The organism is Deinococcus ficus (genome assembly GCF_003444775.1).
Lineage (GTDB): Bacteria > Deinococcota > Deinococci > Deinococcales > Deinococcaceae > Deinococcus > Deinococcus ficus.
This window is the reverse complement of the sequence record NZ_CP021081.1, coordinates 580,016-591,725: the sequence shown is the minus strand read 5'-3', so window position 1 is coordinate 591,725 and position 11,710 is coordinate 580,016. Positions and strand designations below refer to the sequence as shown.

At 67.3% G+C, this 11,710-nt stretch carries 16 protein-coding genes; 11 read left to right on the top strand and 5 right to left on the bottom strand.

Annotation, left to right across the window (positions count from 1 at the left end; genetic code table 11):
- The first annotated feature begins 71 nt into the window (after positions 1 to 71).
- The 7 genes from rpmG to rplL all read left to right on the top strand — a co-directional run bounded on the left by rpmG (position 72) and on the right by rplL (position 3,489).
- Entirely contained in the window at positions 72 to 239 is a 168-nt protein-coding gene (rpmG, locus tag DFI_RS02980) for a 50S ribosomal protein L33 (RefSeq protein ID WP_022800165.1), read from the top strand.
- 79 nt (positions 240 to 318) lie between these two features.
- Complete coding sequence (gene secE / locus DFI_RS02975) at positions 319 to 498, top strand: preprotein translocase subunit SecE (protein ID WP_022800166.1); 180 nt, start codon at positions 319 to 321, stop codon at positions 496 to 498.
- A complete protein-coding gene (gene nusG / locus DFI_RS02970; protein WP_022800167.1) occupies positions 495 to 1,073 on the top strand; it encodes a transcription termination/antitermination protein NusG in 579 nt (192 codons plus the stop codon). The genes secE and nusG overlap by 4 nt, the downstream gene beginning before the upstream one ends.
- Before the next feature lie 154 nt (positions 1,074 to 1,227).
- Positions 1,228 to 1,662 (top strand): 50S ribosomal protein L11, encoded by a 435-nt coding sequence (gene rplK, locus DFI_RS02965; protein ID WP_022800168.1) that lies wholly within the window; start codon positions 1,228 to 1,230, stop codon positions 1,660 to 1,662.
- Positions 1,655 to 2,356, top strand: coding sequence for a 50S ribosomal protein L1 (gene rplA / locus DFI_RS02960; protein ID WP_022800169.1), 702 nt, complete (start codon positions 1,655 to 1,657; stop codon positions 2,354 to 2,356). The genes rplK and rplA overlap by 8 nt, the downstream gene beginning before the upstream one ends.
- A 206-nt stretch (positions 2,357 to 2,562) precedes the next feature.
- A complete protein-coding gene (gene rplJ / locus DFI_RS02955) occupies positions 2,563 to 3,066 on the top strand; it encodes a 50S ribosomal protein L10 (RefSeq protein WP_022800170.1) in 504 nt (167 codons plus the stop codon).
- Between the two features lie 57 nt (positions 3,067 to 3,123).
- Positions 3,124 to 3,489 (top strand): 50S ribosomal protein L7/L12, encoded by a 366-nt coding sequence (gene rplL, locus DFI_RS02950; protein WP_022800171.1) that lies wholly within the window; start codon positions 3,124 to 3,126, stop codon positions 3,487 to 3,489.
- A gap of 79 nt (positions 3,490 to 3,568) precedes the next feature.
- Here rplL and DFI_RS02945 read toward each other — a convergent pair whose 3' ends face one another.
- The 4 genes from DFI_RS02945 to DFI_RS02930 form a co-directional block, all read right to left on the bottom strand.
- Complete coding sequence (locus DFI_RS02945) at positions 3,569 to 3,961, bottom strand: rhodanese-like domain-containing protein (protein WP_027463386.1); 393 nt, start codon at positions 3,959 to 3,961, stop codon at positions 3,569 to 3,571.
- Positions 3,962 to 4,064: 103 nt separating this feature from the next.
- On the bottom strand, positions 4,065 to 4,685 hold the full coding sequence (locus tag DFI_RS02940; protein WP_155864565.1) for a hypothetical protein: 621 nt from the start codon (positions 4,683 to 4,685) through the stop codon (positions 4,065 to 4,067).
- Positions 4,643 to 4,963 (bottom strand): GIY-YIG nuclease family protein, encoded by a 321-nt coding sequence (locus DFI_RS02935; RefSeq protein ID WP_043778504.1) that lies wholly within the window; start codon positions 4,961 to 4,963, stop codon positions 4,643 to 4,645. The genes DFI_RS02940 and DFI_RS02935 overlap by 43 nt, the downstream gene beginning before the upstream one ends.
- Positions 4,960 to 5,532: a DUF2239 family protein gene (locus tag DFI_RS02930; RefSeq protein WP_027463385.1), complete on the bottom strand. Its 573-nt coding sequence runs from the start codon at positions 5,530 to 5,532 to the stop codon at positions 4,960 to 4,962. The genes DFI_RS02935 and DFI_RS02930 overlap by 4 nt, the downstream gene beginning before the upstream one ends.
- A 111-nt stretch (positions 5,533 to 5,643) precedes the next feature.
- Here DFI_RS02930 and DFI_RS02925 point away from each other — a divergent pair, with 111 nt between their 5' ends.
- The 4 genes from DFI_RS02925 to lon all read left to right on the top strand — a co-directional run bounded on the left by DFI_RS02925 (position 5,644) and on the right by lon (position 10,355).
- Entirely contained in the window at positions 5,644 to 5,826 is a 183-nt protein-coding gene (locus tag DFI_RS02925; protein WP_027463384.1) for a hypothetical protein, read from the top strand.
- Positions 5,827 to 5,955: 129 nt separating this feature from the next.
- On the top strand, positions 5,956 to 6,567 hold the full coding sequence (gene clpP / locus DFI_RS02920) for an ATP-dependent Clp protease proteolytic subunit (RefSeq protein ID WP_108912914.1): 612 nt from the start codon (positions 5,956 to 5,958) through the stop codon (positions 6,565 to 6,567).
- Positions 6,564 to 7,769: an ATP-dependent Clp protease ATP-binding subunit ClpX gene (gene clpX / locus DFI_RS02915; protein ID WP_027463383.1), complete on the top strand. Its 1,206-nt coding sequence runs from the start codon at positions 6,564 to 6,566 to the stop codon at positions 7,767 to 7,769. Before clpP ends, clpX begins: the two co-directional genes overlap by 4 nt.
- A 150-nt stretch (positions 7,770 to 7,919) precedes the next feature.
- Positions 7,920 to 10,355, top strand: coding sequence for an endopeptidase La (gene lon, locus DFI_RS02910; RefSeq protein ID WP_022800179.1), 2,436 nt, complete (start codon positions 7,920 to 7,922; stop codon positions 10,353 to 10,355).
- A 63-nt stretch (positions 10,356 to 10,418) separates the two neighbouring features.
- On the opposite strand, the gene DFI_RS02905 is transcribed toward lon, so the two are convergent.
- Entirely contained in the window at positions 10,419 to 11,693 is a 1,275-nt protein-coding gene (locus DFI_RS02905; RefSeq protein ID WP_022800180.1) for a type IV pilus twitching motility protein PilT, read from the bottom strand.
- Positions 11,694 to 11,710: the final 17 nt, after the last annotated feature.

The following is an 11,710-nucleotide window of genomic DNA, read 5'->3' as shown; positions in this document are numbered from 1 at the left end:
GGAAGTGGGCGCTGGGAGCAGGCGCGGCACGCCCCCAGGGGGCAGGCACCCTGCGTAAAGGAGCACCGATCATGGCGAAAGACGGCCCCCGCATCATCGTGAAAATGGAAAGCAGCGCCGGCACCGGCTTCTACTACACGACCACCAAGAACCGCCGCAACACGCAGGCCAAGATGGAACTGCGCAAGTACGACCCCGTGGCGAAAAAGCACGTGGTCTTCAAGGAGAAGAAGGTCTGATTCCGCCCGCGGCCCCCGGGTTCCGGGCGGCTGCGACTGGCGGTAACATCGGCCCTCGCCTCTCTTCGAAGGTGACCACATGAACTTAACGCAGTACTTGCGGGACTCCCGTGCGGAACTCTCCCGCGTTTCGTGGCCCACGCGGCAGCAGGTCATCGAAGGCACGCAGGCTGTGCTGATCTTCGTGATCGGCCTGACCCTGATCATCTTCGCGCTTGACTTCCTGTTCGGCTCGGCGATCAAGGCGGTGCTCTCGTGAGCATCGAGTGGTACGCCGTGCACACCTACGTGGGTCAGGAAGACCGCGTGCAGCAGCACCTGATGGAACGCGCCACCAAGCTCGGCATGCGCGGCACCAAGATCTTCCAGGTGCTTCAGCCCAAGGAAAAAGCTGTCGAGCTGCGCGAGGGCGGCAAGAAGGAAGAGGTCGAGCGCCTGCTCTTCCCCGGGTACGTCTTCGTGCAGATGGACGTCGAAGACGACGACGCGCCCGGTGAACTGGGCGAGTCGTGGGAAGTGGTGCGCGGCACCAGCGGCGTGACCGGCTTCGTCGGCACCGCCACGCGTCCCGTGCCCCTCTCCCCGGAGGAAGTGGAGCGCCTGCTCGCGTCGGTGGGCGTGGCCCGCCAGCCCGTGCAGGAAGAGGTCAGCGCGCCGCGCGTGAAGATCGACCTGAAGGCCGGCGACATGGTCCGCGTGACCAGCGGGCCCTTCGCGGACTTCAGCGGCGTGGTCAGCGAGGTGAACATTCCGCAGGCGAAGGTCAAGGTGCTGGTCAGCATCTTCGGCCGTGAAACGCCGGTGGAACTGGACTTCTCGCAGGTCAGCAAGTAAGCCTTTCCCCCTCCTCTTGGCAGGAGGGGGCGGGTGAAGTAAAGTAGAAAAGTTGCTGTCACCCCGGGGCCGACCCGGGACAACGACGGAACTTAGCGCCAGCACCCCAGACCACCTGAGATTGACCGGCTGGGGGAGCTAAGGAGGCACACGCATGAAGAAAGTCATGGGAATTGTCAAGCTGCAACTCCCGGCAGGGAAGGCCACGCCGGCCCCCCCCGTCGGTCCCGCCCTCGGTCAGTACGGCGCGAACATCATGGAGTTCACCAAGGCGTTCAACGCCCAGACCGCCGACAAGGGCGACGCGATCATCCCGGTGGAAATCACCATCTTCGCGGACCGCAGCTTCACGTTCATCACCAAAACCCCCCCCATGAGCTACCTGATCCGCAAGGCCGCCGGCCTGCAGAAGGGCAGCGCGACCCCCAACAAGGCCAAGGTCGGCAAGCTCAACTGGGACCAGGTTCTGGAAATCGCCAAGACCAAGATGCCCGACCTGAACGCCGGCAGCGTTGAAGCCGCCGCGAACACGGTCGCCGGCACCGCCCGCAGCATGGGCGTGACCATCGAGGGGGCCCCGAATGCCTAAGCACGGCAAGCGTTACAAGGCCCTGGTGGGCAAGGTCGACCGCGACAAGCAGTACACCATTGACGAAGCCGCTGCGCTGGTCAAGGAGATCGCCACGGCGAAGTTCGACGAGACCGTCGAAGTGCACTTCCGCCTCGGCATCGATCCCCGCAAGAGCGACCAGAACGTGCGCGGCACCGTCGCGCTGCCCCACGGCACCGGCCGCACCGTGCGCGTCGCCGTGATCACCAAGGGTGAGAACGTGCAGGCCGCCGAGGCCGCTGGCGCCGACGTGGTCGGCAGCGAGGACCTGATCGAGCGCATCGCCGGCGGGTTCATGGACTTCGACGCCGTCGTGGCGACCCCTGACATGATGGCCCAGATCGGCCAGAAGCTCGCCCGTCTGCTCGGGCCGCGCGGCCTGCTGCCCAACCCCAAGAGCGGCACCGTGGGTCCCGACGTGAGCGGCATGGTCAAGGGCCTCAAGGCCGGCCGGATCGAGTTCCGCAACGACAAGACCGGCGTCGTGCACGCCCCCATCGGCAAGGCCAGCTTCGACGCAGGCAACCTCAGCGCGAACTTCGGTGCGCTGCTGAGCGCCCTGGAAGCCGCCAAACCCGGCAGCGCCAAGGGCACCTTCCTGCGCAGCGCGTACCTGACCACCACCATGGGCCCCAGCATTCCGCTGACCCTGAGCAGCGGCGCCCAGGCGTAAGCCTGAGCCCACTATGGTGACCCCGGGGGAGGGCCCGCCTCTCCCCCACCCCGAACTTCGGCACCCCGGTGCAGTCGCACCTTTCCAATAAGCCCTTTCATTCCGGCACCCAAGACAGCGGGGACCCTTGCCAGGTTTAAACATCCCGCCGAGTTGCCAGGCTGCGACCCTGCACCTGGACTTGTTCACCACCAAGGAGGTACTGCGTGGCGAACGAAAAGAACCAGCAGACCCTCAGCAGCCTCAAAGGCAGCCTCACGGGCATCGACACGTTCTACGTGGTCGACTACCAGGGCCTGACCGCCGGACAGCTGAGCAAACTGCGTAAGGACATCCGCGAGAAGGGCGGGCAGCTCATCGTTGCCAAGAACACCCTGATCAACCTCGCCCTGCAAGACGGCGGCAAGGACTTCACCGGCGAACTCAAGGGCCCCAGCGCTCTGGTGCTCGCCCAGGAAGACCCCGCCGGCGTCGCCAAGGCCCTGTCTGACGCGGCCAAAGGCAACGACAAGGGCATCCCCGCCGTCAAGGGCGGGTTCGTGGAAGGCAACAAGGTTGACGTGAAGGTCGTCGAACGCCTCGCCAGCCTCGGCAGCAAGCAGCAGCTTCAGGCCGAACTGGTCGGCGTGCTCAGCGCGCACCTCAGCAACTTCGTGGGCATCCTCGAAGCGTACAAAGACAAACTCGAAGGCGAAGGCCAGAGCGCCTAACCGGCCCGGCCTCACCTTCCAGCGCACCACACCAATCCAATCCCGGAGGAACACAACATGGCTTACGACAAACAGGCTCTGATCGACCAGCTCGGCACCCTCACCATCATGGAACTCGCGGACCTCATCGACGGTCTGAAGGAAACCTGGGGCGTGACCGCCGCCGTCGCCGCCGGCCCCGCCGCCGGTGCCGCCGCTCCCGCTGCCGAAGAGAAGACTGAATTCGACGTCGTTCTCGTCGACGCCGGCGCCAGCAAGATCAACGTCATTAAGGAAATCCGCGCCATCACCGGCCTGGGCCTCAAGGAAGCCAAGGACATGAGCGAGAAGGGCGGCGTTCTGAAAGAAGGCGTGACCAAGGACGAAGCCGAGAAGATGAAAGCCCAGCTCGAAGGCGCTGGCGCCAAGGTCGAACTCAAGTAACTCGTCTCCCACCGGAGTGCACCCCCAGCCGCAGGGCTGGGGGTTTTTCGTTGCAGCGGAAGGGAATCAGTGCAAGAAATCAGGTGCCGGGCCGGCTGACCGGCTGACCCTCCTGCGCCCAAGCGCGGATCCCGCCGTCCAGGTGCGCGACCCGGCTGTACCCCAGCTGCCGCAGCGTGTCGGCCGCCAGCGCCGAGCGCCCCCCGGACGCGCAGTGCAGGATCACGCGGCGGTCCGGGCTGAACTCACTGCGGTGGTAAGGGCTGCTGGGATCCGCCCAGAATTCCAGCATGCCGCGCGGCGCGGCGATCGCCCCCGGAATCACGCCTTCCTTCTGGTCCTCCCCGGGCTCCCGGATATCGACCAGCAGGGCACCGTCCTCCTGCATCTCCCGGGCCACCTGGGCCACAGTGAGATTCTCGACGCGTTGCCTGGCTTCCTGCACCATCTGAGCGGCGGTCTTCGCGGTCATAGTCTCCTCCAGGGCAAACGAAGCGGCGCGTGGTCCCCACCCGGATGGTCGAGGAGCGGCGTCCCCTTCTGCTTTCAGTGTAGGCCGCCGCATGAGGCGCGGCTCAGCCCGGCCGCCGGGACGCGCTGGGCGCGCCCAGGGTCTGGCGCATCACCTGCTGCACCAGCCGTGAGGGGTCGCTCAGCAGGGCCGCGACGCTGCGTTCGGGCAGGTCCGGGCGGGACGCGGCCGCGAGGCGCACCCCGTAATCTGGGTCGTGCGCGAAGGCGTCCAGCAGGTCCGGGGGCGTGTCCGGCCGCGCGGCGATGCGGGCGCGGACCAGCCACGCCGGGTGCGCGGCCAGTTGCGCGCGCTCCGCGGCGGTCAGGGCCGGGTGCGAGGCAACCGCCACCTGGTACTCGGTGCGGGGATGGGTCAGGGCCAGGGCGCGCAGCCAGGCGGGCGCGTCCGGGTGGCGCACCAGGGCGATCAGGCCCGCCTGCGGCCAGCCGGTCATGAAGCGCGGGTTCGCGAGGCGCAGCAGTGGCAGGGCCGGGTTGCGCAGCACCTCGGCCGGGAAGTCCGCGGCGAGGGTGCCCAGGATGTACGGCGTGGTGTTGGGGTGCACGGCCACCGCGGCCCGCACGGCGGGGTCGGCGCTGAGGGACAGGCTGGCGAGTTCGTCCGCGGTGGACCGCGCGGTCAGTACTGGAGGCCGGGGGGAATGTTCAGTTTCTCCTGCCATAGGCTCAGCAGCTCCTTGAGGTCGTCCACGGGTTCCTCGCCGGGGGTGGTCGGGGTGATGTCGTCCAGCACCTCGAAGGTGAAACTGTCCGGGCCGGTGGCCTGCCAGTCGCGCTGCATGGCCCGGTTCGCGTGCGAGCCGTGCGTCAGCTGGAAGCGGAAGCGGTTGAGCAGGCCTTCCACGTGCGTGCTGTGGCCCAGCAGGGTGCGGCCGCTGGGCACGTGCGTGACGCGGTACACGCCCATCCGCGGCGTGAAGCCCTTGTAGGCGCGGGTCATGCGTCGTCCTCGAACGCGCCGGCGGACAGGTGCAGGGCGTGCTGGCGGATGTCGTCCGGCCAGCCCTGCACCAGCCGGCGGAAGGTGGGGCCGTCCCCCTGGTACAGGGCGCGGCTGGCGTCCTCCGCGCCGGGCAGGTCGCCGCCCATCACCGTGAGGAAGCGGTCGGTGGGCAGGGTGGCCTGCCGGCGGCGCTCACCCGCCGGATCGGCCTTGCGGGCCTCGTCGATCAGGCGGCGCAGCGCGGCGGACGCGCCGTTCGGGTGGCTTTCCAGCCATTCCCAGTGGCGGGGAAGCAGGGAGACCTCGCGGGACACCACGCCCAGTTTCGGGCGGCCGGGGCCGGTGCGGGGCAGCGGCGCCTCGCGGTCCAGGACCTGCTGGAGGGTGCCGTTCAGGTTGAAGTCCGCGACCCGTCCGGTCTGGTCGTTGAAGATCAGCAGCAGGTGGTTGGGGTTGCGCTGCCCGGAATCCACCAGTGTTTTGAGGTGGGTGAGCACGTCGCGCAGGGGGCCGGTGATCAGCCGCTGCTGGCCCTGGAAGGCGGTGTAGGTGGGGTCGGGGGTCATGGGTAAATAGTACCCGGGCGAAATCCCTGGGTCAATATCTCCCGGGTAATATGAATAGCCTACCTCGCCAGCCCGGAACGCCCACAGCGCTCCCCACGTACCGGAGGCACCATGCGTTCCCGCTCTCCCCTGCTGCCCGCCGCCGCCCTCGCCGCCCTTCTGCTGATCACCCTGGCCGGCACCCTCGGCAGCGCCCAGAGCCGCCCGGAACTCATTCAGAAGACTGGTGTGGACGCCTGCCCCCGCGTCGGCGAGGCCCCCATGCCCATCGCCTGCATGCCTCTGAAGCGCTGACCGACGCCACTGCCTCCCCAGTCTCCCGGGCGACCTGATATCTGGGCTCTTCAGGCCGCCTCCATGCTCCCGGCCATAGGAGTGCCGCTGTGCACTTCGCTTACGGTGCTCATGGCCGGGCGTGCGATAATGGAGGTTATGAGTGTGATTCCCTACGTGATTGAGCAGACCGGGCGCGGCGAGCGGATGTACGACATCTACTCGCGGCTGCTGAAGGACCGGATTATTTTCGTGGGGACGCCCATCGAGTCGCAGATGGCGAACACCATCGTGGCTCAGCTGCTGCTGCTCGACAGCCAGAACCCCGAGCAGGAGATCCAGATGTACATCAACTGCCCCGGCGGGGAGGTGTACGCCGGCCTGGCGATCTACGACACCATGCGTTACATCAAGGCGCCGGTGAGCACCATCTGCGTGGGGATCGCCATGAGCATGGGCAGCGTGCTGCTGATGGCCGGGGACAAGGGCAAGCGCATGGCGCTGCCGAACAGCCGCATCATGATTCACCAGGGTTCGGCCGGGTTCCGCGGGAACACCCCGGACCTGGAGGTGCAGGCCAAGGAAGTGCTGCACCTGCGGGACAAGCTGGTGGAGATCTACCACAAGCACACCGACATTCCGCACGAGAAGCTGCTGCGGGACATGGAGCGGGATTACTTCATGTCGCCCGCCGAGGCGCAGAAGTACGGGTTGATTGACAGCGTGATCGAGAACACGCGGGAACTGGGGGGCGAAGGATGACGAAAGGAGGGGACCGCTGCTCGTTCTGCGGACGGCAGCATCCGCAGATCGCGCAGCTGATCGAGGCGCCGGGCCGCGCGGCGTTCATCTGCAACGAGTGCACGGAGCGCGCCAGTGAGCTGGTCAAGCAGAACAAGAAGGCCGGGAGTGAGTTCCGGCTGGAGGAACTGCCCAGCCCGAAGGACATCAAGGCGTACCTGGACGAGTTCGTGATCGGGCAGGACGAGGCGAAGAAGGCGCTGGCGGTGGCGGTCGTGAGCCATTACCAGCGGCTGGCGCACCCGGACGTGAACCTGCAGAAGAGCAACATCCTGCTGATCGGGCCGACCGGGACCGGGAAGACACTGCTGGCGCAGTCGCTGGCGGAGATGCTGGAGGTGCCGTTCGCGATTGCCGACGCGACCACGCTGACCGAAGCCGGCTACGTGGGCGACGACGTGGAGAACGTGATCGTGCGTCTGCTGCAGGCGGCCGAGTACGACGTGGCGGCCGCCGAGCGCGGGATCATCTACATCGACGAGATCGACAAGATCGCCCGCAAGTCCGAGGGGACAAGCATCACCCGGGACGTGAGCGGTGAGGGCGTGCAGCAGGCGCTGCTGAAGATCATCGAGGGCACGGTCGCGCAGGTGCCGCCGCAGGGGGGCCGCAAGCACCCGCAGCAGGAACTGGTGCAGGTGAACACGAAGAACATCCTGTTCATCGTGGGCGGGGCGTTCGAGAGCATGGCCGAGATCGCCCGGGCGCGCACGAACGTGCGCAGCGTGGGTTTCGGCGCCGAGCACAAGGGCGAGGAGAAGGACGAGCTGCGTTTCCTCCCGGAGGACCTCGTGAAGTTCGGGCTGATTCCGGAGTTCGTGGGCCGCCTGCCGCTGGTCGTGCAGCTCCAAGATCTGGACGAGGACGCGCTGGTGCGGATCCTGACCGAGCCGCAGGGCGCGATCGTGAAACAGTACCAGGCGCTGTTCGGGTTCCAGGACGTGAACCTGAAGTTCACGGAGGGCGCGCTGCGCGAGGTGGCGCACCGGGCCAAGGAACGCCGGACCGGCGCACGTGGCCTGCGGGCGGTGCTGGAGAAGGCCATGACGGACCTGCTGTTCGAGCTGCCGGTGGAGGGCCTGGAGGAACTGGTCTTCGACGCGGAGAACATCGACCAGCCCATGACACTGCTTGAGTCGAAGGGACTCAAGAAGTCTGCCTGATAGCAGCGTAGATTACAGCACTGTCCCGCCCAGGCTCCTAGAATCACCGGACACCCTGGGCGGGGGTGCCGTTTGTGTTATCCCGCCCGTGCCACACTCTCGTATCTCCCCTGCGCCCCGGCGCAGTCACAAGAGCCTCAAGGAGCAAGCATGATCTGGGAACTTCCCGTACTCGCACTGAGAAACGAAGTGATCCTGCCCGGGGTCACCAAGAACATCGACGTGGGCCGTCCCAAGAGCAAACGCGCCGTGGACGAGGCCCAGGCCGCCGACCGCCGCGTGCTGCTGCTCACCCAGCGCGACGCCCGCACCGACGACCCCACCCTCGGCGAACTGTACGACATGGGCGTGCTCGGCGTGATCAAGCAGGTCGTGCGCATGCCCGACAACACCTACCAGGTGCTCGTCGAAGCGCAGGAACGCGCCAAGGTCGAAGGTGAGGTGCCCAGCGCCTACCTGCGCGTGCGCGCCGAAACGCAGCCGGCCGCGCAGGACGACAGCCGCGAGGTGGTCGTGCTCGCCGGCGAGATCAAGGCCGCGTTCGAGGAATACCAGCGCCAGAACAAGAACCTGCGCCTGGACAACTACCAGCTCGAAAACCTCAAGGCCCTGACCGACGCCGGCGCCCTGAGTGACCAGGTCGCCCACCACGCCACCTGGACCACCGAGGAAAAGCAGGAAGTCCTGTCGGCCGCCACGCTGCGCGCCCGCCTGGAAGCCGTGCTGAAGCTCCTCACCCGCGACACCGAGCGCTTCAACATGGACAAGAAGATCGCCGGGCGCGTCAAAGAGCAGATGGACGCCAACCAGCGCGAGTACTACCTGCGCGAGCAGATGAAGGCCATCGGCAAGGAACTCGGCGGCGGCGAGGACAGCCCCGCCGAGGTCGAGGCCCTGCGCGAGAAGATCGAGGCGGCCGGCATGCCCGAGAGCATCAAGGAAAAGGCCCTCAAGGAACTGCAGCGCCTGGAACGCACGCCCGGCGGCAGCCCCGAGAGCACCGTGGTGCGCAACTACATCGACTGGCTGGTGGATGTCCCCTGGAGCAAACGCGACGAGGAGATCCTGGACATCGGCCGCACCCGCGAGATCCTGGACGCCGACCATTACGCCCTCGGGGACGTGAAGGACCGCATCCTGGAATTCCTGGCTGTGCGCCAGCTCACGCACCGCCCCGAGGAGACCGAGGAGCAGCGCCAGGAACGCACCGCCGAGGAACGCACCGACGACGCCGAACTGCGCGCGCCGATCCTGTGCCTCGTCGGCCCTCCCGGGGTCGGCAAGACCAGCCTGGGTAAGAGCATCGCCCGTTCACTGAACCGCAAGTTCGTGCGCATGGCCCTCGGCGGCGTGCGCGACGAGAGCGAGATCCGCGGCCACCGCCGCACCTACATCGGCAGCATGCCCGGCCGGATCATCCAGGGCATGAAGACCGCCGGCGTCGTGAACCCCGTCGTGCTGCTCGACGAGATCGACAAGATGAGCAGCGACTGGCGCGGCGACCCCAGCAGCGCCATGCTGGAAGTGCTGGACCCCGAACAGAACCACACCTTCCAGGACCACTACCTGGAAGTGCCCTACGACCTGTCGCAGGTCATGTTCATCACCACCGCCAACAGCCTCCAGACCATCCCCCGCCCGCTGCTGGACCGCATGGAAGTCATCCAGATTCCCGGCTACACCCAGCCGGAGAAGGTGGAGATCGCCAAGCGCTACCGCGTGCCCCGGCAGATCAAGTCGCACGGCCTGGTCGGGCGCCTGGAGATCACGGACGCCGCCCTGAACCGCATCGTGGAGGAGTACACCGCCGAGAGCGGCGTACGCAACCTCGACCGGCAGATCAGCAAGCTGGCCCGCAAGGCTGCCCGTGAACTGCTCGAGACCCCCTGGGAAGGCGTGAAGGTCATCGACGCCGCCCAGATTCCGGACTTCCTGGGCGTGCCGCTGCACAAGCCCGACCGCATGGAGAAAGAACCGCAGGTCGGTGTGGCCCAGGGCCTCGCGTGGACCAGTGTGGGCGGTACGATGCTGCTCGTCGAGGCGCTCGCCACCCCCGGCACCGGCAAGATCAACATGACTGGCAGCCTGGGCGACGTGATGAAGGAAAGTGTGGCCGCGGCCATCGCGTATCTGCGCGCCCACGCGCACGAGTACGGCGCGGACCCCGACTTCCACAAGACGCTGGACCTGCACGTGCACTTCCCGGACGGCGCCACCCCGAAAGACGGCCCCAGCGCCGGCATCACCATCGCCACGGCCGTGATCAGCGCCATCACCGGACGCCCGGTGCGCCTGGACGTCGCCATGACCGGCGAGATCAGCCTGCGCGGCCGCGTGCTGCCCATCGGCGGCGTGAAGGAAAAGCTCCTCGCCGCGCACCAGGGCGGCATCCGCGAGGTCATCATCCCGAAGGACAACGAACCGCACCTTCAGGACGTGCCCGACAGCATCCGCGGCGACCTCACCATCCATGCCGTCGAGCGCGTGGGTCAGGTGCTGGACCTGCTGCTGCTGCCCCGCCCCGCGCAGGACGCACCGGCCACCATTCCCCCGGCCGTTACGAAAGTCACCCAGCCCGGCGCGTAAGGACCGAGCACATGAAACGCCCCCGCACTTGGCGGGGGCGTTTGCTTTGATGATCCTGGCTGCTCAGCGGCGGCCGAAGGGATTCCCGCCGGCGGGCGCGGGCGTGGCCGAGTTGCGGCCCGTCTCGTTCACCGGCCGCACGGTCAGGCCCGGGTCGGTGGCGTAGGCGCTGGCGGGGGTGGACCCGCGCGCTCCGCTGGGGGTGTTCACGCTCAGGCCCGCCTGCGCGGCGTTCGAGGCGCTGCCCAGGGTGGGCATGGGCGCGTTCGGGTCGTTCGCGAGGCGCGCGAACTCCTTGGCGTCCACGGCGCGGTCCGCGCCGATGTCGAAGCTGATCAGGCGGCGGCGGTACAGGTTCGCGAGGTACGCGTCCATGGTGATCATGCCCTCGCGCGCGCCGGTCTGCATGACGCTGGTGATCTGGTACGTCTTGCCCTCGCGGATCAGGGCGCGCACGGCCGGGTTGGCGATCAGCAGCTCGTACGCCAGGATGCGTCCGGCGCCGTCCAGGCGGGGCAGCAGCTGCTGGGTCATGATGCCCACCAGGTTGTTCGCGAGCTGCACGCGAATCTGCGCCTGCTGCTCTTCCGGGAAGACGTCCACGATACGGTCGATGGATTCGGGCGCGCTGTTGGTGTGCAGGGTGCCCATCACCAGGTGCCCGGTTTCGGCGGCGGTCACGGCGGCCTTGATGGTCTCGTAGTCACGCATTTCGCCCACCAGGATCACGTCCGGCGCCTGACGCAGCACGGCGCGCAGCGCCTCGTTGAAGCCCAGGGTGTCGGAGCCGATCTCGCGCTGGTTCACGATGCAGCCCTTGTGCTGGTGCATGAACTCGATCGGGTCCTCGATGGTCACGATGTGCAGCTTCTTCGTGATGTTGATGTGGTCGATCATCGCGGCCAGCGTGGTGCTTTTCCCCGACCCGGTGGGCCCGGTCACGAGCACCAGCCCGCGCGGGGCGTTCGCGAGGTCCACCACCTGGCTGGGCAGGCCCATCTCCCCCACCGTCTTGACCTGGGTGGGAATCAGGCGCATCACGCCGCCCACGTGGCCGCGCTGCATGAAGGCGTTCACGCGGAAGCGGGCGCGTTCCCCGAGGGCGAAACTGAAGTCCAGTTCGCGTTTTTCCTCGAAGGTGCGCTGCTGCTTTTCGTTCATCATGCTGTACATGAGTTTCCGGGTGTCGGTCGGGCCGATTTCCGGGAAGCCCTGCGAGTCGTAGGTGCCGTGCAGTTTGAACTGCGGGGCCAGACCGGCGGTCAGGATGACGTCGGAGGCGCCCTTCTCGGCGGCGAACTTCAGGATGTCGGTGATGTCGGCGGTGGGCTGGGTCATGCGGGGGTCCTCGCTGG